Annotated in this window: 13 protein-coding genes; 9 read left to right on the top strand and 4 right to left on the bottom strand. The window is 71.5% G+C overall.

The features are described from left to right. Nucleotides 1-209: 209 nt before the first annotated feature. Nucleotides 210-8,180, top strand: coding sequence for a hypothetical protein (locus IPJ17_21050; protein QQR73920.1), 7,971 nt, complete (start codon nt 210-212; stop codon nt 8,178-8,180). 447 nt (nt 8,181-8,627) lie between these two features. Here the strand turns inward: IPJ17_21050 and IPJ17_21045 are convergent, their stop codons facing one another. Further along, nucleotides 8,628-8,981 (bottom strand): DUF2203 domain-containing protein, encoded by a 354-nt coding sequence (locus IPJ17_21045; GenBank protein ID QQR73919.1) that lies wholly within the window; start codon nt 8,979-8,981, stop codon nt 8,628-8,630. 287 nt (nt 8,982-9,268) lie between these two features. Here IPJ17_21045 and thrB point away from each other — a divergent pair, with 287 nt between their 5' ends. From thrB to IPJ17_21025, 4 genes are all read left to right on the top strand, one after another. Continuing rightward, nucleotides 9,269-11,716 carry a homoserine kinase gene (gene thrB / locus IPJ17_21040; protein QQR73918.1) on the top strand — a complete coding sequence of 816 codons (2,448 nt, stop codon included), beginning with the start codon at nt 9,269-9,271 and terminating at the stop codon, nt 11,714-11,716. 3 nt (nt 11,717-11,719) lie between these two features. Next, nucleotides 11,720-13,018 carry a threonine synthase gene (gene thrC, locus IPJ17_21035; GenBank protein QQR73917.1) on the top strand — a complete coding sequence of 433 codons (1,299 nt, stop codon included), beginning with the start codon at nt 11,720-11,722 and terminating at the stop codon, nt 13,016-13,018. 4 nt (nt 13,019-13,022) lie between these two features. Continuing rightward, a complete protein-coding gene (gene asd, locus IPJ17_21030) occupies nt 13,023-14,087 on the top strand; it encodes an aspartate-semialdehyde dehydrogenase (GenBank protein ID QQR73916.1) in 1,065 nt (354 codons plus the stop codon). A gap of 410 nt (nt 14,088-14,497) precedes the next feature. After that, nucleotides 14,498-15,061: a thymidine kinase gene (locus tag IPJ17_21025; GenBank protein QQR73915.1), complete on the top strand. Its 564-nt coding sequence runs from the start codon at nt 14,498-14,500 to the stop codon at nt 15,059-15,061. 142 nt (nt 15,062-15,203) lie between these two features. On the opposite strand, the gene IPJ17_21020 is transcribed toward IPJ17_21025, so the two are convergent. The 3 genes from IPJ17_21020 to IPJ17_21010 form a co-directional block, all read right to left on the bottom strand. Beyond that, nucleotides 15,204-15,539, bottom strand: coding sequence for an acyl-CoA thioesterase (locus IPJ17_21020; protein QQR76244.1), 336 nt, complete (start codon nt 15,537-15,539; stop codon nt 15,204-15,206). An 80-nt stretch (nt 15,540-15,619) separates the two neighbouring features. Further along, nucleotides 15,620-16,114, bottom strand: coding sequence for a TIGR00725 family protein (locus IPJ17_21015; protein QQR76243.1), 495 nt, complete (start codon nt 16,112-16,114; stop codon nt 15,620-15,622). Nucleotides 16,115-16,143: 29 nt separating this feature from the next. Further along, nucleotides 16,144-16,770, bottom strand: coding sequence for a DUF4410 domain-containing protein (locus tag IPJ17_21010; GenBank protein ID QQR73914.1), 627 nt, complete (start codon nt 16,768-16,770; stop codon nt 16,144-16,146). A 229-nt stretch (nt 16,771-16,999) separates the two neighbouring features. Here IPJ17_21010 and IPJ17_21005 point away from each other — a divergent pair, with 229 nt between their 5' ends. The 4 genes from IPJ17_21005 to IPJ17_20990 all read left to right on the top strand — a co-directional run bounded on the left by IPJ17_21005 (nt 17,000) and on the right by IPJ17_20990 (nt 23,648). Next, nucleotides 17,000-17,398, top strand: coding sequence for a hypothetical protein (locus IPJ17_21005; GenBank protein QQR73913.1), 399 nt, complete (start codon nt 17,000-17,002; stop codon nt 17,396-17,398). 78 nt (nt 17,399-17,476) lie between these two features. Then, entirely contained in the window at nt 17,477-18,859 is a 1,383-nt protein-coding gene (locus tag IPJ17_21000; protein ID QQR73912.1) for a TolC family protein, read from the top strand. Beyond that, entirely contained in the window at nt 18,856-20,397 is a 1,542-nt protein-coding gene (locus tag IPJ17_20995; GenBank protein ID QQR73911.1) for an efflux RND transporter periplasmic adaptor subunit, read from the top strand. Before IPJ17_21000 ends, IPJ17_20995 begins: the two co-directional genes overlap by 4 nt. Next, nucleotides 20,394-23,648 (top strand): efflux RND transporter permease subunit, encoded by a 3,255-nt coding sequence (locus IPJ17_20990; GenBank protein QQR73910.1) that lies wholly within the window; start codon nt 20,394-20,396, stop codon nt 23,646-23,648. Before IPJ17_20995 ends, IPJ17_20990 begins: the two co-directional genes overlap by 4 nt. Nucleotides 23,649-23,662: the final 14 nt, after the last annotated feature.

Here is a 23,662-nt window from a genome sequence, read left to right as displayed (position 1 = left end):
CCGAAACGGGAGGCCCGTCGCGCCGCGCGCGGCGGGCCATTTCCTTTTTCGGCCCGGGTTCGGCCGCGCGTCGGCAGGCGAGCTTCCGTTCGCCGACAATTGTGGGCCGTTTCCTCATTCTCCCGGGCCAGGCTCCGGCAGGAAGCCCGGCCCGGCCAGCCGGGAAGATGGATTGTCTGCAGTTCTTCGTTTCCTTTCAGGGGGGTTCCATGAGCGTTCGTTCGCGCAGTTGGGTCGTGGGTTTCGTCGCGTCGTCTCTCCTCCTGTTCGCGTCGGCGGCGGGCGCGCAGCCTCTGGCCAAGGCGGCGATCCAGGTCGATCCGGGAAACACCAAGCAGGTCGGGGCGACCTTCGCCTATCGCCTGACCTACAACTGCAGCAGCACCTCGGGCCCCTGCCTCAACGCCGAGGTCGTCGATCTCCTGCCGCCCGAAGTGCAGGAGGTCTCGACCGTTCCAGCCAGCCCCACGGGAGACGTCGCGTCGATCACCGTGACGCCGAACTTCGGCGGCAGCGGGCGCACTCGCGTGCGGTTCGTCCTCATCACCCCGCTGCCGGCGGGCAACTCCGGTGACCTGATCATCAACGTGCGCTTCCCCAACGGCTCGACGCCGAACGGCACCGTGGCGACCAACACCGCCGACGGCATCAACCTCGGCGCGACGCCCGGGACCTTCACCACGCCTCCGGTCAGCGTGACCGCTGTGGCCTCGGTGCAGGTGACCCTGACGAAGACCCTGCAGACCTCGCCGGCCAACCTCGACCTGCCGGAGAGCTACCGGCTGCGCATCTCCGTTCCGAACAGCAACGGCGCCCTGAACCTGACCTCGATCGGGCCGGTGGTCGACACGCTGCCTGTCGGCACCGTCTTCAACGGCGCGACGCCGCCGGCCGACTGCCAGCCGGGCTGTGTCGGCACGACGCCGGCCACCGTCACCTGGACCGCCCCCTGCACCGTGCCGCTGCAACCGAATCAGAACTGCGACATCACGGTGAACGTCACCTTCCCCAGCGCGACGTTCCCGAGCGGCACGAACGTCACCAACAGCTTCGTCACCGACGCCACGCCGCTCGGGCAGCCGTCGCAGCCGTTCGGGCCCGGCACGGTGACCCACCCGGTCACCACCTTCGTCCCCGCGCCGGGAGCCGGCTTCACGAAGAACATGGCGAGCGGCACGCCGAACCCGCCGACGCTCAACCAGACGTTCAGCTACGACCTGAACCCCAGCAACAGCGGCAACGTGCCGCTCGACAACCTGGTGATCGTCGACACGCTGCCGGTCGAGCTCGCCGTGGCGAGCGTCAGCACCGGCGCCTACACCGGTCTCACCGATTTCTCCGCTGGCGTCGGCGTGCGGGTGAGCTACGAGAAGAACACCGCACCCGGCGTGTTCACCCTCTGGGGGAGCTCGCCGAACACGACGACGAACACCACGCTCACCGCGCCGCCGCCGGGGCTGGGTGTCGGTGAGTACCTGACGCGGATCCGCTGGGAGTACGGCCAGGCGGCGGCTGGAATGAGCGCTTCGACGCGACCGGTGATCACCGGCACGATCGTCAACCCGGATCAGGCCGGCGGGCCGGTGGCCTTCGGCGACACGATCCAGAACTGCGCCGATCTCACGGCGGTCTACACCGCCGGACCGACGAACGTCGCCCGCAACGCCTGTCGCAACTTCGTCCTCTCCGGTCCGTTCGTGCAGCTCAACCCGGCCAAGGAGAACCTCTCCGGCAGCGGGCCGTTCAACCCCGGGCAGACCGTCTCGTGGCGCCTGCGCGTGCGCAGCGCGGCGCAGTCGAGCGATCCGGTGGCGCTCGAGAGCCTGGTGGCAACCGACCTGCTGCCGGTGAATCTGAGCTTCGCGAGCTGGACGTTCGACGCCCAGGGCACCGGGCTGCCGACGCCGCAGACCTTCGACCAGATTCCGAACTTCGCCGGCACCGGGCGCACGCTCCTGCGCTGGCGCTGGAACGCTGGGAGCGGCAGTCTCGGCGTCAACCAGCAGGTGTGGATCAACATCGCGACGACGATCCGCAATGGAACGCCGTTCGGCAGCCTTTCGAACACCTTCACGCTCGACTCCGACGCCCCGACCCTCGTGCAGCGCTGCTCGGGCAGCTCGGTCGCCGACACGCTCGACTACGACGGCGACGCCAACACCGCCGAGACGCTGTGCAGCGCGACGGGAACGATCACCGTCGCCGGCGTCGCCCAACTGATCTCCGCCAAGACGATCCAGGGTACCTGCGACGGCGGCACGGTGTCGACGTCGAACGGGACGCTCACCGGCGGGGCGATCGAGTACACCCTGCGGGTGCAGAACGTCGGCACGGTGCCGATGCAGAGCTTCGTGCTGGTCGACATCCTGCCGTTCGTCGGCGACACCGGGGTGCGCGACACCAATCCGCGCGGCTCGCAATGGACGCCGCTGCTCGCCGCGCCGATCACCCCGCCGGCGGGGACGGCGATCTACTACTCGACCTCCGGCAATCCGTGCCGCGGCGAGGTCGGCGGCCCGACCTCGAGCTGCGACCCGCCGGGTTGGACGACCGTCGCGCCCGATCCGATCACCAGCGTGCGCTCGTTCAAGGTCGAGTTCGGCAGCCGGGTCGTCAACCCGTTCGATTTCGTCAGCTTCGACTTTTCGATGGTCACGCCCGGCAACCTCTCGCCGGCGCAGACGGCGTACAACTCGTTCGCCTATCAAGCCGAGCGCAGCGACGGTCTCGGCTCGCTCGCCGCCGAGCCGCAGAAGGTCGGCATCGCCCTCGGCAGCTGCACCGCCGCGGCGCTCGGCGACTTCGTCTGGGCCGACGCCAACAACGACGGCGTGCAGAACGAGACGCTGACCGGTCTGAACGGCGTGCCGGTCGGCCTCTTCCAGCTCGGTCCAGACGGTCTGCCGTCGACCTTCGATGACCTGCCGATCGCCACTTCCGTCACCGGCAACGGACCCGGTGGCGCCCCCGGCTGGTACCGATTCCCCGGACTGGCGTCGGGCACCTACTTCGTCTGCGTGACGCCGCCGCCGACCTTCGTGCCGTCGCCGCGCGATCAGGGGAGCGACGACACCCTCGACTCCGACGGCCTGCCGGCCACCAGCTGCTCGCCGCCGACCGTCCTCGACCCGAACGAGGACGACCCGACGATCGACTTCGGCCTCTTCCCGACGCACCTCGCGGCGCTCGGCAACTACGTCTGGTTCGACCGCAACAGCGACGGGCTGCAGAACGAGTCGCCGTTCGACGGGGCGAACGGCGTGACGGTGCGGCTCTGGGTCGACGACGGTGACGCGACGCCCGAGCCCGGCAGCGGCGACGCACTCGCCGGGGCCACGGTGACCGCCGACGACACCTACGGCCGGCCCGGCTACTACCTGTTCGACGGGCTGATTCCTGGCATCCGCTACTACGTGCAGTTCGTCCGCCCGGCCGCGGCCACTGCGTTCACCAGCCAGAACGCCGGCAGTGACGATGCGATCGACTCCGACGCGCTCCCGGCCACCGGCGTGACGCCGATGGTGATCCTCGCTGCCGACGAGGTGAACCGGACGCTCGACGCCGGCCTGGTCACCGCCTCCGGCACGCTCGCGCTCGGCGACCAGTTCTGGATCGAGAGCGACAACGACGGTCTCTTCGAGCCGGAGAACGGCGAGCTCGGCGTCGACGACGTGCGGGTCGACCTCTACCGCGACGTCGACGGCAACGGCCTGCCGAGCCTCGACGAATACAGCGGCGCCACGGTCACCGCCACCTCGGGGGGCTTCGCCGGACGCTATCGCTTCTCGAACCTCGCGCCGGGCAACTACCTCGTGGTCGTCTCGCCGCAGGCCTTCGCCGGTGGCGAGCCGCTCTTCGACCACGTCACGGCGGACGGCAACGATCCGGCGCCCGATCCCGACAGCGACGTCAACGGCGACGACAACGGCGCCAACGCCGGCGCCCTGGTCGCCAGCCAGCCGGTGACCCTCACGACCGCCGGCGAGCCGACCTCCGAGGACGGCGACAACAACACGAACCTGACGGTGGACTTCGGCTTCGTGTCGCTGCTCGTCCCTGCTCCGCCGGTGGTCGAGGAGTACGACTACGGTGACGCTCCCGACGTCGTCTCCGGCACGGCGTCCGGCGACTACCGCACCACGGTGCTGGACGGCGGCGCGGCCCACCGCGTCAACGGACTGAACTACCTCGGCTCCTGCGTCGACGCCGACAGCGGCTTCGGCCAGAACGTGGCGGCGAGCGACGACGACGCGAGCGGCTTCGGCCTGCAGGTCGGCACTTGCGTCGGCGGCGACGACGAGGACGGCGTGAGCTTCACCGGTCCGTTCGAGCCGCTCGCCACGGCCACGTTTTCGGTGACCTCCGGGGCGCTGGGAGGCTGCACGCTCGACGCCTGGGTGGACTGGAACCGGAATGGCAGCTTCAGCGACGCGGGCGAGCAGATCGCCACCGCGCTCGCCGTGCCGGCGGGCCCGCCGACGGTGTTGAGCCCGGTGGTCCCGGCGTCGGCCGTGCCGGGCCGCGCTTATGCGCGCTTCCGTTGCTCCCTGTCCGGTGGGCTCGCTCCCACCGGTCAGGACGACACCGGCGGCGAGGTCGAGGACTACTACGTCGGCATCGTCGGCAACGACCTCGGCGACGCCCCGGCGAGCTACGGCACCCAGGGCGCGGGCGCGGCGAGCCACAAGATCGACCCGCTCACCCAGCGTTTCCTCGGTCTGTGCGTCGACACCGAGCCCGACGGCGCACCGAACGCGGGCGCCCTCGGTGACGATGCCGCTGCCGGCACCAGCCGGGTCGGCAGCTGCTTCGACGACGAGGACGGCGTGCTCTTCGCCGGGCCGCTGGTGGCCTGCCGTTCGACCGCGATCACCGTCTCGACGCCGAGCGCCGGCGGTCTGCTCGACGCCTGGGTCGACTTCACCCTCGACGGCGACTTCAACGATGCCGGCGAGCATGTCTTCACCAATCAGTCGCTCGCCGCCGGAGCCAACGCGCTCTCGCTCGCCGTGCCCTGCACGGCGGTGCCCGGATCGACCTACGCCCGCTTCCGCCTGTCGACGGCAGGGGGTCTCGCGCCGACCGGCGCCGCCGCGGACGGCGAGGTGGAGGACTACGCTCTCGGCCTCCTGGGCGTCGACCTCGGCGACGCGCCGAACAGCTACGCGACGACGCTCGCGAGCAGCGGGCCGAGCCATGCGGTGGTCGCCGGCTTCTCGCTCGGCGCCACCGTCGACAGCGAGGCGGACGGTCAGCCCTCGATCGGCGCCACCGGCGACGGAGCGGACGAGGACGGGATCGCGCTGCCGCCGGGCGGCGCCTTCGTTGCCTGCACGACGGCGCCGATCAATGTCACGCTGACGAACACGGCGGCGGTCGCGACGCCGCGCCTCGACGCCTGGATCGACTTCGACGGTGACGGCGCCTTCAACGATCCGCGCGATCGCGTGGCGACGGGCTTCGCCCTCGCCTCGGGCGCCAACCTGCTGAACGTGGCGGTGCCGTGCAACGTGCCGTCGGTTCCGACCTACGCGCGCTTCCGCCTGAGCTCGGGCGGCATCGCGACGCCCGGCGGTCCGGCGGCGAGCGGAGAGATCGAGGATTACGCGGTGGGCGTCTTCGGCCTCGACTACGGCGATCTCCCGGATCCGACCTTCCCGACGCTTCTCGCGACCAACGGGGCGCGCCACCGCGTGTTGCCGAGCGCTAATCCGACGCTCGGCGCGTCGGTCGACATCGAGAGCGATGGCCAACCCTCGGCCGATGCCAGCGGCGACGGCGCCGACGAGAACGGCGTGAGCTTCCCGGCGCCGTTCGTGCCGGGGGCGACGACGACCCTGTCGCTGACCACCAGCATGGCCGGCTGCACGCTCAACGCCTGGATCGACTGGAGCCGCGACGGCGACTTCGGCGATCCTGGCGAGCAGGTGGCGGCGAACGTCGCGCTGCCGCTCGGCGGACCGACCTCGCTGCCGGTCGCGGTTCCCGGCGGTGTGGTGCCCGGTCCGACCTTCGCGCGCTTCCGCTGCTCTTCGCAGGGTGGGTTGGCGGTCACCGGCGAGGCGCCGGACGGTGAGGTCGAGGACTACCTCGTCCAGACGCTCGGCACCGACCTCGGCGACGCGCCGGCGAGCTACGGCACGGCGGGCGCCGGCGCCGCGGCACATCGCATCGACCCGGCAGCGGCGACCCTTTGGCTCGGCAGCTGTGTCGACACCGAGGGCGATGGCCAGCCGAACGGCACTGCCGACGGCGACGACCTCGCCGCCGGCTCGCGCGTCTTCGGCGCGGCGTGCGCCGACGACGAAGACGGTGTCAGCTTCACGAGCGCGCTCGCGGCGTGCCAAACGGCGCAGCTCACCGTCACCGCCTCGGGCGTCGGCGTGCTCGACGCCTGGATCGACTTCAATCGAGACGGCGATTTCGGCGACGCGGGCGAGAAGGTCTTCTCCGCCCAGGCGCTCGTCGCCGGGGCGAACAACCTCTCGCTCACGGTACCCTGTGCCGCGGTCGAGGGGCCGTCGTACGCGCGGTTCCGCTTCTCCGACGCCGCGCATGCGAGCCCGCTGCCGACCGGCCTCACCCTGAACGGCGAGGTCGAGGACTACGCGCTGCCGATCGGCAACGTCGACTTCGGCGACGCCCCCGACACCTACACGACGACGCTCGGCTCCGGCGGCCCGAATCACCGGATCGTCGCGGGCTTCTCGCTCGGGGCGACGGTCGATGCCGAGGCGCAGGGTCAGCCCTCCGTCGGAGCGGCCGGCGACGGCGCCGACGAGGACGGCGTCACCCTGCCGGCGACGCCGCTCGTCGCCTGTTCGGCGGTCAACGTCGGCGTCAGCCTGACGAACACCGCTGCGGTCGCGACACCGCGACTCGACGCCTGGATCGACTTCGACGGCGACGGTGCGTTCAACGAACCGCGCGATCGGATCGCCACCTCGCTCGCGCTGGTCACCGGGAGCAACACCGTGCCGGTCAGCGTGCCGTGCGATGCCCGCTCGGCGGCGACCTACGCGCGCTTCCGGCTGAGCTCGACGGGTGTCTCCGGGCCGGGCGGCCAGGCGGCCGACGGCGAAGTCGAGGACTGGGCGCTCGTCGCGGCCGGTCTCGACCTCGGCGATGCGGTCGATCCGACCTATCCGACGCTGCTGGCGTCGAACGGTGCGCGGCACGCCGTCCTGCCGGCCGGCAATCCGGTGCTCGGCGCCAGCGTCGACACCGAAGCGGAAGGCCAACCGAACGCCGGTGCGAGCGGGGACGATTCGACGGGTGCGATCGACGACGAGGACGGCGTGCTCTTCCCGCAGCAGCTCATTCCGGGAACCTCCGGGACGGTGCGGGTGACGGTGGGTGCGACCGGTGGCCGCGTCTCGGCGTGGATCGACTTCAACCGCGATGGCGACTGGGGGGATCCAGGCGAGCAGGTCGCGGCCGACGAGATCTTCTCGTCCCTGCAGACGCGCGATGTCGCCTTCGCGGTGCCGGTGGGCAGCCCGCAGGGGCTTGCACCCTCGCGCTTCCGCATCAGCACGCAGGCGGGGCTCGGCGTGAACGGGGCGGCACCCGACGGCGAGATCGAGGATCACCTCGCCGACGTCGGCGTCGAGCAGCCGGATCTCGGCGTCGCCAAGCGGGTGGTGTCGGTCGATCGTGAGAACGGGACGGTCTCGCTCGTCACCTTCGAGCTGCGCCTCGCCAACTTCGGCAACGTGCCGCTCTCCGACGTCCAGGTGACCGAGGATCTCGCCGCGACCTTTGCTGCGGCCGGCACCTTCGAGGTGGTGTCGCTCGAGAGTCCGCAGCTCGTCGTCAATCCGGCCTTCGACGGCGTGGGCGACACCGCGCTGCTCGCCGCCGGCAATGCGCTCGCGGTCGGCAGTGGCGGCACGATCACGCTGGTCGTGCGCGTCGACCCGGACGGCGAGGCGGGGCCCTACTGCAACCAGGTCGAGGCGCGCGGCTCGAGCCCGGCGAGCGTCGTCGTGCTCGATCTCTCGGTCGATGGGGCGAACCCCGACCCGAACGCCAACGGAGATCCGGGGGACGACGACGCGCCAAGCTGCTTCGACGTGCCGGTGAGCGTGATCGAGATCCCGACGCTCGACCCGCGCGGCTTGGCGGCGCTCGTCGCGCTCCTCGCGGCGGCGGCGATCAAGCTGCTGCGACGAGGGTGACCCGCGAGCCGGCGTTCCGCCGCCGCGGGTCCTGTCCGGTCGGCGTCCCGTCTCCGTGCTGCGCGCGGGGACGGGAGCCCTCCGCCCGGCCACCCGCGGCCCCCCGCCCGACGATGAGCCGCTGAGAGCGAGAAGGGGGGGACAGGCACCGATTCTTCGTTTGGTCGCGAAGGTGTCAGTCCAGTTTTCGCCCATCACCAGGGGTGGGGGCAGGGTCGGCGATGTCTTCTCCGGAGCGGGTGGCGCGTCTCCGGAGGGGCCCATCGACAACCGGGGGTCGGGCGGGGAGCCCGTCGATGGGACGGCCGGAAGAGCGACGGGTCCCGCGGAGGAGAAGGCATCGCCGACCCGGGCGGACGAGCCTCCCGCCGTGGATCCCGTCCGGCTGGATTCCTGTCTCCCGGCTCGGCGGGGCGATCGGCCGTGGAGTGCGAGGGTCGTTCCGGTCTAGTTGACCGGGACGCGCCCGGCGAAGCCCTCGTCGTAGCCGTGGAAGTGTCCGACGGTCTGCTCGGGGTAGCGCCAGCAGTAGTAGCCGTCGCCGCTGTCCCAGTCGACCAGCCAGAGCCCCTTGACCTCGCAACCGAGAGCGGTCACTTCGGCCGTCCAGGCGGCGACGATGTTCTCGTAGGCCTCCTGGATCTCGCCCTCGCGGCTCTCGGCCTCGTCGCGGCTCTGCATGCGATTGATCAGGGCTTCGACCTGGCGCACGGCGGCGTCGGTCAGGTCGCGCACGATGGGAAAGAGCAGCAGTGCCTCGTCATAGGAGAAGGTGCGTCTGCCGCGTGGCCGGGTGCTCATCGCGCCGATGGTAGCAGGCTGGCCGCGGAGGTTCGGGTTGACAGGAGGGGCGGATGCGGCTAGGTTGCCGCGCCATGCGGACCTTCCCGACCCGGCCAGTCGCGATCCCGTCGTCGTGCGCGACGGCGATCGCCGTGTCGGCTGCCCTTGCCGGGGAGGCGTTCGGCGGCGGCACGTCGACTACCATGGGGGAGCCGGGAGCCGCCTGACGCGCTGTGCATCGCGACGGACCCGGCCCCGCTCCTCGATACCAGGACGCGGGGCCTTTCGCTTTTCAGGGGAATGCGATGGCTGTCGAGCAACGAGAAGACGGGTCGGGAGCGGAACGGCGCTCCGCCGGCGCGACGCTGCGGGTGATGAAGTTCGGCGGGACCTCGGTGGCGGGCGCCGATCGCCTGCGACGGATCGCCGACCTGGCGGCCGCCGCACTCGTCGAGGAGCGGGCCCTGGTGGTGGTCTCGGCGGTTTCTGGGGTCACGAATCTGCTGCTCGAGGCCTGTGACCGCGCGGTGGAGGGCGAGGAGGAGACGGCTCTCGCGCGCTATCGGGAGACGCACGCGACGATCGCCGCGGGGCTCGCCGACGAGCTCGATGCCCCGGCCCGCGCCGCGCTGGCCGAGCGCCTCGCCGGCCTCGAGCGCGAGCTGGCGCGCGCGCTCGCCGGCATCTCCCTGCTCGCCGACTGCTCGCCGCGCGTGCGCGCCCAGGTGGCGGCGCTCGGTGAGCGCGCCACGGTCGAGCTGCTCGCCGCGCTCCTCGAAGGGCGGGGTCTCGCACCGGCCAGGCTCGATCCACGACAGCTCCTGCCGTGCGACGGCGATCCGCTCGAGGCGGTGCCCCGTCTCGACGAAGCCCGCCAGCGCTTCGCACCCTGGGCCGCCGGGGCGGACGGCGCTCCGCCGCTCGCCGTGGCCCCCGGGTTCTTCGGTGGGGATGCCAAGGGCGACGCCATGCTGCTCGGGCGCGGCGGCTCGGACTACTCGGCCGCGCTCTTCGCCCAGGCACTCGGCGCGCGTCTGCTGGAGATCTGGACCGACGTCGCCGGCATCTTCACCGCCGATCCACGGATGGTCCCGGCGGCGCGCGCGGTGGCCGAGGTGAGCTTCGAGGAGGCGATGGAGCTTGCGCACTTCGGTGCCAAGGTGCTCCATCCGAAGAGCGTCGCACCGGCGCGCTCGGCCGGCATCCCGGTGCGCATCTGCGACACCTTCCACCCCGAGCGGCCGGGTACGCTGGTGCGCCCGGGTGGCAGCGCCGGGGAGCGGGTCGCCTGCGGGATCTCGTTGCTCGGTGGGGTGGCGCTGCTGTCGATCGCCGGACCCGGGATGAAGGGCGTTCCCGGCGTCGCCGCCCGGGCCTTCGGTGCGCTCGCCGAGCGCGGGCTCTCGGTGATGCTGATCACGCAGGGATCGAGCGAGTGCGTGATCAGCCTCGGCTTGCGCGACGCGGAGGCGGAGCGCGCCGTCGCGGCGCTCGCCGAGGCGTTCTCGGCGGAGATCGCCACCGGGCGCGTCGAGGAGATCGACGCGGCAAGCGGCCTGGCGATCCTCTCGCTGGTCGGGGACGGGATGCGCCATCGCACCGGGGTCGCCGGCGGGCTCTTCGGCGCGCTCGGCGAGGCGCAGGTGAACGTGGCGGCGATCGCCCAGGGGGGGAGCGAGCGATCGATCTGCGTGGTGATCGACGAGAAGGACGGCGAGCGCGCGATGCGGGCTGTCCACGCGCGGTTCTTCGAGGCGCCGTCCCGACCGACGGGAAGAGGTGAACCGCCTCTTCCCGGCAGCAATTCGGGGATGGTCGCCGCCTTCGCCCCGGCCTCGATCGGCAATCTCGCCGCGGGCTTCGACGTGCTCGGAGCGGCGATCGAGCCGCTCGACGGCGAGCCCTGGGGCGACCTCGTCGAGGCGAAGTTCGCCGAGCACGACTCGCTCGACTGCCGTGGACCGTTCGCTCATCGGCTACCGCGCGATCCGCGGCAGAACCTGGTCTGGCGGGCGCGCGACGCCGTGGAGCGGGCGCTCGGCGCGCCGCTGCCGCCGCTCGCGCTGACGCTTCACAAGGTTCTGCCGGTGGCAAGCGGCCTCGGTGGCAGTGCCGCCTCGGCAGTCGCCGCGGTGACGGCGATCGACGCGCTGCTCGGTGGGCCGCTCTCCGAGGAGCAGCGCCTGCATGCGGCGGCCGAGGCCGAAGGCGGCGTGGCGGGCGCGGTGCATCTCGACAACGTCGCGCCGATCCTCCTCGGGGGTGTGCGGCTCGTCGCCTTCGGCGAGCGGGTGAGGGAGCTCCCGTGGCCGGAGGAGCTGCGCTTCGTCCTCGTCGTGCCGGAGCTCGAGCTGGCGACGCGGGCGGCGCGAGCGGTCCTGCCGCGCGAGGTGCCGTTGGCGCTCGCCATCGCCCACGCGCAGAACCTCGCGGCGCTGGTACACGCGCTCCACGTCGACGACCGCGAGCTGCTCGCGGCGACGCTGCGCGACCTGCTCGCCGAGCCCTATCGCTCCTCTCTGGTGCCGGGCTTCGCGCCGGCGAAGGCGGCGGCGCTCGCTGCGGGTGCGCTCGGCTGCAGCCTCTCGGGGGCCGGGCCGTCGCTCTTCGCCGTCGCGGGGTCGGCCCAGGCGAGCGCCGTCGGCGAAGCGGCGGCGCAGGCGTGGCGCGAAGCTGGCGTGACCTCTGGCGTCCGTGTCTGCCGCGCGGCACGCGGGGCACGCTGCGTCGCGCCGCCGACGGAGAGGAGCTGAGGCATGTTCTGGACCTCGACCCGCGACTCCCGCCGCCGGACGACCTTCCTCGACGCCGTGGCGACGAACCTGCCCGGAGACGGCGGCCTCTTCGTGCCGCTCGAGCTCGTGGCGTTTCCCGACGTCGAGGCGCTGTTTGCGCTCGACGCGAGGGCACGCAATGAGGAGATCTTCACGCGGCTGCTCGGCGACGAGATGAGTCGCCCCGAGATCGCCGAGCTCGTCGCCTCGGCGTTCGACTTCCCGCTGCCGGTGGTGCGCATCGAGGAGGCGCACGCGGCGCTCGAGCTCTTCCACGGCCCATCGCTTTCGTTCAAGGACTTCGGCGTCCGGTTCCTCGCGCGCGTCCTCGCGCTGCTGGCTCGGCGAAGCGGCGAGGGCGCGGTGCGAACCGTCCTGACGGCGACCAGCGGCGACACCGGAGCCGCCGTGGTGCACGCCTTTCACGGCCTCCCGGGCTTCCGCGTCGCCGTGCTCTATCCGCGCGGGCGCATCGCCGAGCGCCAGGAGCGGCAGATGGCGACGCTCGGCGGCAACGTCCGTGCCTTCGCCGTCGACGGTGCGTTCGACGATTGCCAGCGTCTGGTCAAGGAGGCGTTCGCCGACGCGGCGCTCTCGCGCGAGCTCGGCCTGGTCTCGGCCAACTCGATCAACGTCGCCCGTCTGCTCGCGCAGGTGGTCTACGCCTTCGAAGGCGTCGCCAGCCTGCGACGCGAGGGCGTCGCGTCGCCGCCGGTCGTCTGTGTGCCGTCGGGCAACTTCGGCAATCTCTGTGCGACGCTCGTCGCGCGACGACTGGGGCTGCCGCTCGCCGGGCTGGCCCTCGCGACCAACGACAACACCACCGTGCCGGACTTCCTCGCCAACGGCGACTACCGGCCGCGGCCGAGCGTGGCGACGCTCTCCAACGCCATGGACGTCGGTGCGCCGAACAACTGGGAGCGCGTGGTCTCCCTTGCCGGTGGCGATCTCGCGCGGCTCCGCGCCGAGTTGCGCTGGGGGAGCGTCGACGACGCCGGAACGCTCGCCGAAATCGCCTGGCTCGCCGCGGTCGGCTATGCGGCCGATCCACACGGCGCGGTCGCTTCGGCGGTCCTGCGACAGGTGCTCGCGCCGGGCGAGACCGGGCTCTTCTACGCGACGGCCCACCCGGCGAAGTTCGACGTCACCGCCGACGGCGTGGCGCTGCCGGCCGCGCTCGCCGAAGCGATGGCGCGGCCGCTGCTCGCTGAGCCGCTCGCCCCCGAGGGCGAACGACTGCGCCGTGCCCTGCGCGGCGAATGGAATCGACATCAGGAGTGAGCCGATGAGCAACCGCATCCCCGTCACCGTGCTCGGCGCCACCGGCGTCGTCGGCCAGCGTTTCGTGCGACGCCTGGCGCGCCATCCGTGGTTCGAGATCCGCCACCTCGCCGCGAGCGATCGCAACGCCGGCAAGAGCTACCGCGACGCTTGCGCGTGGCGCCTGCGCGGCGAGCCGTACGCCGGCTTCGGCGACCGGATTCTCGTCGAGGCGGCGGCGGATCGCGCCGCAGCTCCGGTGGTCTTCTCGGCGCTCGACACCGCGCCGGCGCGCGAGATCGAGCCCACGTTCGCCGCTGCCGGTTCGTGGGTCTTCTCGAACGCCTCGGCCTTCCGCATGGAGCCCGACGTGCCGCTGCTCGTGCCGGAGGTCAACCCCGAGCAACTCGTCCTGGTCGATCGGCAGCGACGCGAGCGCGGCTGGCCGGGGGCGATCGTCTGCAACCCGAATTGCACGGCGACAATTCTGGTCTCGGCGCTCGCGCCGCTCCAGGCGGCCTTCGGCATCGAGGCGGTCCACATGGTCTCGATGCAGGCCGCGAGCGGCGCCGGCTACCCCGGCGTGCCGAGCCTCGATCTGCTCGGCAACGTCATTCCCTACATTCGCGGTGAAGAGGAGAAGGTCGAGGAGGAGGTCGCCAAGATGCTCGGTCGAGTCGCCGACGAGGCGGTCGAGCCGCTGCTCGCGCTGATCTCCGCCGCCTGCCACCGCGTGCCGGTGGCCGACGGACACACCGAGGCGGTCTCCGTGCGCCTCGCGGGCGATCCTTCGCTCGTCGCAGTGCGCGACGCGCTGACGAGCTTCCGCGGCGAAGCGCAGCGTCTCTCCCTGCCTTCGGCGCCGCAGCCGCCGCTCGTCGTCCACGAGGCTCCGGACCGCCCGCAGCCGCGGCTCGATCTCGACGAGAACGACGGCATGGCGGTCCACGTCGGACGCCTTCGCCCGTGTCCGCTGCTCGGCCTGAAGATGACGCTCCTCGGTCACAACGCCGAGCGCGGCGCCGCCGGCGCGAGCCTGCTCAACGCCGAGCTGGCGAAGGCCAAGGGATGGCTCGTCGCGGCGGTGTGAGAGGCGGTGGCACGGCGTTGCCCTTTGGTGCAACTTGGGCCGAATTCGGTTGTATTTCGGACTCTTCGGAGTGAGGATACTCGGCGAAAGGCATGCTCGGCATCTCGATGTCGCGTCTGCCGCAGAATCCTCCTTGCGGGGCTTCGACGGATCGGTCCCCCCAGGTCGGTCTTGATCGGAACGGCGAGTCGCGGGCAGTTGTTCGGCGACTAGGTCCCCCCCGGAGTCGTGCGAAGGCTCCCGCTGCCGTACCGGTTGACGGGAAGCCCCGCAAGGAGACCCTCCCTACCAGTCGACCCAAGAGGCTTGGCTCGTTCGGCGAGCCGAGCGGGCGGTGCGCCATGCGCGGGCGCGGCCGCGCTATCCTCGCGCTTCCGGGTTCTCCGGGAACCGAGAGCGATGGAGGCTTCATGCACGCGCGGCACGAGGGGGCGGGGCAGATCGAGGTGATCGCCGGGGGGATGTTCTCCGGCAAGAGCGAGGAGCTGGTGCGGCGGCTGCGGCGGGCGGTGATCGCCCGACAGCGGGTGCAGGTGTTCAAGCCGTCGCTCGACACGCGGGACGAGGCGGACATTCTGGTCACGCGCGACCGGCGCCAGCTCGACGCCCACTCGGTCCCGGACTCGGCGTCGCTGCGCGCGGCCCTCGCTCCCGAGACCCAGGTCGTCGGTGTCGACGAGGTGCAGTTCTTCGACGCCGGGATCGTCACGCTGGCGATGGAGCTCGCCGACCGCGGGCTGCGCGTCATCCTCGCCGGGCTGGATCAGGACTTCGAGCGCCGACCGTTCGGACCGATGCCGGCGCTGCTCGCCGTGGCCGAGCAGGTCGACAAGATGCACGCCGTGTGCGTCGTCTGCGGCGAGCCGGCGCAATACAGCCAGCGCATCGCCGGCGGGCGCGAGCAGGTGCTGGTGGGCGACGTCGAGGCCTACGAGGCGCGCTGCCGGCGCTGCTACGAAACGCCGGATTCTTGAGGGGACCTCGGCCGTTCGGTGGCCCCCCGCCCCGGAAGGTCGCTCCACGCCCCAGAGTCGCCGGTTCGCTCGGCTGCTGCGCCGCCGCTCGCCCCACGCGAGAGCGAGCGACCTGAGAGGCGTGGGGCGCGGCGTGCGCCCGCTACTGCGGGATCGGCGTCGGGCGCCCACCCTGGTCGACGTGGACGTAGACGACCTCGGCCTGGGTGACGTGGACCTTCGCCCCGCCACTCTGGCCGCGTTCGACCTCGACCGAGACGTCGACCGTGACCGACGTGTTTCCCAGCCGCTTGGTCGAGGTATAGAAGCTCACCAGGTCGCCGACGAAGACCGGCTGGTGGAAGACCACCTCGCGCATGGCGACGGTCACCAGCCTGCCGGTGCAATGGCGATGGGCCTCGACCGCGCCGGCGAGGTCGATGTAGGAGAGGATCACGCCGCCGAAGATCGTGCCGAGGGCGTTGGTGTCCTTCGGCATCAGGATCACGCGGATGGCCGGCTCGCGGCGGGCCGTCTCGGCCGCCGTCGTCGCGGCGGCCGCTGGTTCTTTCGGGTTGCTCACGTTCGTCCCTCCCTTCGCAGCTCTCCCATCCGCACCGCCATCTCGACCGCATCGTGGGGTGAGGTCGCCTGCCGCAGGAGCGGGTCGACCAAGCCGTCCGGACGCACCAGGTCCCAGCTCTCGAGCAGCACGACCGGGATGCGCTGCTTGAGCGCCATGGCGATCTCCGAGAGCGTCCCCCAGCCGCCGCCGATCGCCAGCACGGCGTGCGCCGAGAGCGTCAGCACGACGTTGCGCGCCTGCCCGAGGCCGGTGAAGAGCGTCACGTCGAGGTGCGGGTTCGGCGGCGTGGCCGTGGCGTCGGCGCCCGGCAGCAGGCCGACGACGAGCCCGCCGGCCTCACGCGCTCCGGCGCTCGCCGCGGCCATCACCCCGCCGCGGCCGCCGCAGAGCAGCACCGCCCCGGCTGCGGCCACGTCGCGACCGACGCGGCGAGCGAGCGCTTCGAGCGAACCGTCACAAGAGGCCGCACCGACGACCGCGAGTTGCAGTCGGCCGGGGGGATGGGTCGGCCTGTCGGTCACTTCTTCGGTTTCTTGCCGTGGGCGTAGTCGGAGAAGTTGCTCCGGTAGCCGGGGATGAACCCCTCGTCGAGCCACTTGACGATCTTGTCCTCGATGTCCGACATCGCCGTGCCACTGATTGCCCGGTGGTGGATCGCCACCAGGACCTCGCCACTCGCGGCGTCGGCGATCTTGAGATTCCAGGTCGCGCTCGCCGAGCCGGCTCCCATGCCGACCAGCCACTTGGCCGCCTTGCTGCCGGCCGTGCAGTCGACGAGTTGGCCGGAGAGCACCAGCTCACCCGCGTCGCTCGATACCTTGGCGACCGGGGCGAGCGCGCCCTTGAAGCGCGAGGGCATCATCTCGGTCAGCTCGTAGGCCTTGGCGGAGTCCTTGCTGTCCCGCTTCTCCCCGAGGAAGACCGGGTCGCTCCATTTGGCGAGCTTCAGTGTCTTGCCCTCGGTCGAGAAGCCGGGCTTGACCCAGAGGTAGTCGATCTCCTCCGTCGAGCGGAACTCGACGCTCTTCCCGAACCAGGCCGGGTCGAGGAGCCCTTCGTCGTGGCCGCCGCCGGCGTGGAGCGGCAGAGGAAAGGCGACGGCGAGCAGCGCGAGGGCGGCCAGCGGGAGCATCCGGAAGCGCATGAGGATCTCCTTCATCAGTCGAGGTGCTGGGAACGGGTCGCGCGGGAGGCGCGGGGTCCACCGGTGAGTCTAGCGCTACGCCGGCAGGTGGAAGGGGGGAGCTCGGTTCGCCGTCGAGCCGGGCAGGAGTTGGCGGAGAGCGCCCCCGAGCCGGCTCTCGAACCCTCGGTCGGAGCCGCCACCGGTCCCGGGGGCCGGCCGTCGGCGAGGGCGGCGTATACTCCCGGCGATGAAACGCCGGTCCGTCGCGCTCGCGCTGCTCGCTCTCCTCGCTTTCGCGGGAGCGCTTGCCTCGGCGAGCGAGCGTTCCGGCCGGGCCTGCTGCCGGATGGGCAGAGCCTGCCCGATGATGGCCTCGCGCGGTGCCGTCCGTTGTCCGGTCAGCGCCGCGTGGAGCGTCCAGCTTGGCTGCTGCGCTCCGGCACCCGCCGCCCCGGCGCCGACGGTGCCGACCCTCGCCGCCCCGGCCGAAGGCAGCGCCGCCCCGGCTCCGCTCGTCGCCACGTCGCGCCTGGCGTCGGCGTTGCCAGCGGCGCCACTCGAGGCCTGGGCGCGGAGCGAGCGCGCTTGCGCGGCACGATTGCACGATCTCGGTCTCTTCACCCTCCTTTCCGTCCTGCTGATCTGAGACCCCTCCTCGGCGAGGTGTGTCTGCCCGCAGCGCGTGGTGCGCCGCGGGATGCTCGACGTTTCCGAGGAGGCTGGCGTGAGATCGAAGGCGGTCGTTGCCGGGTTGGTCTGGTTTCTCGTGGGGAGCGCGGTGCTCCGGGCGGAGTCGCCCGCCGCGCCGGCGAGCGATGAGCTGCCGGCTCACCCCGGGATGGCGGGGGTCGAAGCGCCGCCGCTCGCCGAGCTGCTGAGCCTCGCCGAGCGCCGATCACCGCGCCTCGTCGCGTTGGCGGCGCGGCTCGCGGCGGCCGAGGAGCGCGTCGGGCCGGAAGGAGCGCTCGCCAATCCGATGGTCGAAGCGCGGCTGCAGAACGTCGGCCTCGGCCGCTGGTCGCTCGGCGACGAAGAGATGTCGATGCTCGAGCTCGGCGTGCGGCAAACGCTCCCCTGGCCGGGCAAACGCCAGGCGCGCCGCGACCTGGCGCGCGCCGAGACCGCGACGGTCGCCGCCGAGCTGGCGTCGGCCCGTCGCGAGCTGGTTCGCGAGGTGACGACCCTCGTGGCCCGCCTCTATGCCCTCGACCGCGAGCGCGGGGTGCTCGAGGAGGCGCACGAGTTGCTCGAGCTGCTGGCGGCGACGGTGACCGCTCGCTACGGCGCGGGCGAGGGCGAGCAGGAGGCCGTGCTCAAGGTCCAGCTCGAGCTGGCGATGCACGACGAGCGGCGGATCGAGGTCGCCGGCGAGCGCGCCGAAGTCGAAGCCGACCTTCGCGGGCTCCTCGATCTGCCGGCCGGCTCGCCGATCGGCGTCGTGACCACCCTGCCGCCGGTCTCGCCGCTGCCCGAGGGCGTGGCGCGACTCGCCGCGGAGCGGGCGGCCGAGGTGGCGGTTCGCCGGGCGATGGAGACGGCGAGCGAGCGGCGCCTCGCCACGGAACGGAACGAGCTCCGCCCGGACTTCACCGCCGCCGGCGGGGTCGGGCTGCGCGGCGCCAACGACCCGGTGCTGCTGCTCGGGCTCGGCATCGAGCTGCCCTTCTGGCGCAAGAGCCGCCAGGAGCCGCGGATCCGCGCCGCCGAGCACGATCTCGACGCGGTGCGGGCGGAGCGACGCGAGGCCGAGATCAGCGCTCGCGCCGCGGGCGAACGCCTGCTCGGATCCTGGTGGAGGCTCGACGGCCAGCTCCGCCTGTCGAGCGAGGCGATCCTGCCGCAGAGCTCGGCGGCCTTCGATGCCGCTCGCACCGCGTATCTCCACGGGCAGGGCGACTTCTCGACCGTGGTCGAGGACTACGGCCGCTGGCTCGACGCTCGGGTCGCCCAGGCGCGCCTCGAGGCCGAACGCCTCGCGGTTCGTGTCCAGATCGCCGCGCTGCTCGGCGAGGAAGGCGACGCTGCATCGCCTTCCCCGACCTCCCCCGCCGCGAGCCCGACCGGCTCCGGCGCCAACCGTTCTCTCGTCGAAGGACTCGTGCCATGAGCCGTCGCCCCGTCCGCCCCTTCCGCGTCGTCGTCGTGGCGCTCGTCGTTCTCGGCGCGCTGTTCGCCCTCGGCTGTCCGAGCCGCACGAGCGGCGCCGTCTACTACTGCCCGATGCATCCGACCTACGTCGCGGACCGCCCGGGCTCGTGTCCGATCTGCAACATGGACCTGGTCGCGAAGGTGCCTGCCGCGACGCCCGCGGCGACCCCGGCCGCCGCGACCTGGACCTGTCCGATGCACCCGGAGGTGGTTTCCGCCACCGCCGGCATCTGCCCGAAGTGCAAGATGGACCTGGTGCGGCGTGAGCCCGTCCCCGAGCGAGGGACGCCCTCCCCGGGTGAGCGCCACGTCCTCTTCTATCGCAATCCGATGGATCCGTCGGTCACCTCGCCGGTGCCGGCGAAGGACCCGATGGGCATGGACTACCTTCCGGTCTGGTCCGACGAGGTCGCCGGGGCGACGTCGGGGGGCGTCGCCGGCCACGCGACGGTCGACGCCGACGCGGCCGGTCTGCGCCTCGCCGGCGTGCGCAGCGAGCCGGCGCGGGCCGAGCGGCTGACGCGCTCGATCCGCACCGTCGGCTCGGTGGCGGCCGACGAGACGCGGCTCTACCGTGCGCAGGCGAAGACCTCCGGCTGGGTCGAGACGCTGCACGTCAACTTCACCGGCCAGTACGTGCGGCGCGGACAGCCGATGCTGTCGATCTACTCGCCCGAGCTCCTGGCCAGCCAGGAGGAGTACCTGCTGGCGCGACGCAACGCCGACCGCTTCCTCGCGTCCTCGATCCCCGAGGTGCGGCGCGGTGGGGAGGACCTGATGACGGCGGCACGGCGGCGCCTCGAGCTCTTCGACGTGCCGGAGAAGTTCCTCGCCGAGCTCGAGCGCAGCGGCAAGGCACGGCGCACCGTCGACCTGCTCGCCCCGGCCTCCGGCTTCGTCGTCTCCAAGGAGGTGCTGGCCGGTCGCCGGATCGAGCCCGGCATGGAGCTCTACACCGTCGCCGACCTCTCGCACGTCTGGGTCGAGGCCGACTTCTACGAATCGGAGGCGCGCTACCTCCGCGTCGGCCAGGAAGCGAAACTCACGCTCGCCTACGACCCGACCGCGGTGTTCCACGGGGTCGTCGCCTACGTCTATCCCGAGCTCAGTCCGGTGTCGCGCACGCTGCGGGTGCGCTTCGACCTGGCCAATCCGGAGATGAAGCTGCGCCCCGGGATGTTCGTCGACGTCGAGCAGACGATCGACCTCGGCGTGGGCGTGGTGGTACCGGACTCGGCGGTTCTCGACACCGGCGTCCGCCAGATCGTCTTCGTGGAGACCGCCCCCGGCCGCTACGAGCCGCGCCTCGTCACCGTCCTCTGGCGCGGCGAAGGCAAGGCGCAGCTCGCCGCCGGGGCGATCGGCGAAGGGGAGCGCGTGGCGGTGAAGGCGAACTTCCTGCTCGACTCCGAGTCGAGGTTGCGCAGCGCCCTCGCCGCTCTGGCGGGCGGCACGCCGGGGTCCGCGCCGCCGACCGAAGCCGGAGGGAGCCGATGATCGGTCGCATCATCGCCTTCTCGGCCGCCAACCGGATCCTGGTCCTGCTGGCGACGGTCGCGGCGCTGGTGGGCGCCGTCTACACCCTCGGCGTCATTCGCCTCGACGCCCTGCCCGACCTCTCCGACACCCAGGTGATCGTCTACTCGCGCTGGGACCGCTCGCCCGACATCCTCGAGGATCAGGTCACCTATCCGATCGTCTCGGCGCTGCTCGGGGCGCCGAAGGTCAAGGCGGTGCGGGGTTTCTCGGACTTCGGCTTCTCCTACGTCTACGTCATCTTCGAGGACGGCACCGATCTCTACTGGGCGCGCTCGCGGGTGCTCGAGTACCTGTCGAAGATCCAGGCCCGTCTGCCCGCCGGCGTGCAGACCGAGCTCGGGCCCGACGCCACCGGCGTCGGCTGGGTCTACCAGTACGTGCTGCGCGACCGCTCCGGCACGCACACGCTCGACGAGTTGCGCTCGTTCCAGGACTGGACGCTGCGCTACGCCCTGCAGAGCGTGCCGGGTGTCGCCGAGGTCGCCGCTCTCGGCGGCTACGGCAAGCAGTTCCAGATCACCGTCGATCCGAACCGCCTGTCGGCCGATGCGATTTCGATCGCGGATCTGGTCAAGGCGGTCACGGCATCGAACAACGAGACGGGCGGCCGGCTGATCGAGTGGAGCGGCGCCGAGTACATGGTGCGGGTCCGCGGCTATGCGCGGGAGCTCGCCGATTTCGAACAGATCGTCGTCAAGGTCGGGCCGGGCGGCGTGCCGGTGCTGCTGCGCGACGTGGCGCGGGTGGAGCTCGGGCCGGAGATCCGGCGCGGTGTCGCCGACTTCGACGGCGAGGGAGACGCGGTCGGCGGCATCGTCGTCATGCGCCATGGCGAGAACGCGCAGAACGTCATCGCCCGGGTGAAGGCGCGGCTCGAGGAGCTGGCGCCGTCGCTGCCGCCGGGCGTCGAGGTGGTTTCGACCTACGACCGCTCCGTCCTCATCGGCCGCGCCATCGAGACGCTCACCCACGAGCTCAAGGTGGCCATGATCATCGTCTCGCTGGTCATCCTGATCTTCCTCTGGCACGTGCCGTCGTCGATCGTCCCGATCCTGACCATCCCGATCTCGGTCCTGCTCGCCTTCATCCCGCTCTATCTGTTCGGCGTCTCGGTCAACATCATGTCGCTCGCCGGCATCGCCATCTCGATCGGCGTGCTGGTCGACGGCGCCATCGTCGAGGTGGAGAACGCCTACAACAAGATCCATCTCTGGCAGGTGGACGGGAGAAAGGGCGACTTCCACGCCGTGCGGCTCGCCGCCTTGCAGGAGGTCGGTCCGTCGGTCTTCTTCTCGCTCCTGGTGATCGCCGTCGCCTTCCTGCCGATCTTCGCCCTGGTGGATCAGGAAGGGCGTCTCTTCGGTCCGCTCGCCTGGTCGAAGAACCTGACCATGCTGCTCGCGGCGATCCTCGCGGTGACGCTCGACCCGGCAATGCGGATGATGTTCGCGCGCCTCGACCCGTACACCTTCCGGCCGCGCTGGCTGGCGAAGGTGGCGACCACGTTGCTGGTCGGGCGCTACTACGCCGAGGAGGAGCACCCGGTCTCGCGGGCCATCCACCGCGTCTACGAGCCGGTCTGCCGCTGGGTCCTGCGGCGGCCGAAGACGGTGATCGCCCTCGCTCTCCTCGTTCTCGCCCTCTCGCTGCCGATGTACTGGCGGCTCGGCTCGGAGTTCATGCCGCCGCTCAACGAGGGCTCCATCCTCTTCATGCCGACGACCCTGCCGGGCCTGTCGATCGCGCAGGCCCAGGAGCTGTTGCAGACCCAGGACCGCGTGCTCAAGAGCTTCCCGGAGGTCGAGTCGGTGCACGGCAAGGCCGGCCGCGCCGAGACCTCGACCGACCCGGCGCCGTTCTCGATGATGGAGACGACGGTGGTGCTCCGCCCCGAGAGCGCCTGGCGGGCGAAGAAGACCTGGTACTCGAGCTGGGCGCCGGACTTCTGCAAGCCGCTGCTGCGGCCGTTCTGGCCCGATCGCATCAGCTGGGACGAGCTGGTCGAGGAGATGGACCGGGCGCTGCGCATCCCGGGGGTCACCAACGCCTGGACGATGCCGATCAAGGCGAGGATCGACATGCTCTCGACCGGCGTGCGGACGCCGATCGGCATCAAGGTCTACGGACCCGATCTCGCCGAGATCCAGCGGCTCGGCGAGGAGCTCGAGCCGATCCTGAGCTCGGTCCGTGGCACGCGCAGCGTCTTCGCCGAGCGGGTGGCCGGCGGCTACTTCGTCGACATCGAGCCGCGCCGCGAGCGGTTGGCGCGCTACGGCCTCAGCGTCGAGGAGGTGCAGATGGTGATCGGCGCGGCGATCGGCGGCGAGAACATCACCACCGTGATCGCCGGACGCGAGCGCTACCCCGTCAACGTGCGGTATCCGCGCGAGCTCCGCGAGGACATGGACCGCCTGGCCCGGGTCCTGGTGCCGACGATGGGCGGGGCGCAGGTGCCGCTCGGCCAGCTCGCCGACATCCGGCTTGCCCAGGGTCCAGCGATGCTGCGCAACGAGAACGGCTTCCTCGCCGGCTACGTCTTCGTCGACGTCGCCGGGCGCGACATCGGCGGCTACGTCGACGAGGCCAAGGGCGTGGTGCGCGAGCGGCTGAAGCTGCCGCAGGGCTATACGCTCTCGTGGAGCGGCCAGTACGAGAACATGCTGCGGGTGCGCGAGCGCCTGCAGGTGATCGTGCCAATCACCCTCGCCCTGATCTTCATCCTGCTCTACGCCAACACGAAGTCGGCCTTCAAGGCCGGGCTGATCATGGTCGCCGTGCCGTTTTCGGCGGTCGGCGCCATCTGGCTCTTCCACCTGCTCGGCTACAACGTCTCGATCGCGGCGTGGGTCGGGATGATCGCGCTGCTCGGTCTCGACGCCGAGACGGCGGTCTTCATGCTGCTCTTCCTCGACCTGTCGTGGGAGGAGTACCGCAAGAAGGGCCTCCTGACCAGCCACGCGGGGGTCGACGAGGCGCTGATCCACGGCGCAGTCAAGCGGGCGCGGCCGAAGATGATGACCGTCGCGGCGGCCTTCATGGGCCTCGTGCCGATCCTCTTCTCGACCTCCGCCGGCGCGGACGTGATGAAGCGAGTCGCCGCGCCGATGATCGGCGGACTCGTCACCTCGTTCCTGCTCGAGCTGCTGATCTACCCGGCGGTCTACAAGCTCTGGAAGCTTCGCACGGAGCTGCGGCACCTCGACGGTTGAGAGTGTTCCCGTGT

Source organism: Holophagales bacterium (genome assembly GCA_016699405.1).
Lineage (GTDB): Bacteria > Acidobacteriota > Thermoanaerobaculia > Multivoradales > JAGPDF01 > JAAYLR01.
The sequence above is the reverse complement of the archived record's forward strand: the minus strand, read 5'-3'. Positions and strand labels throughout refer to the sequence as shown.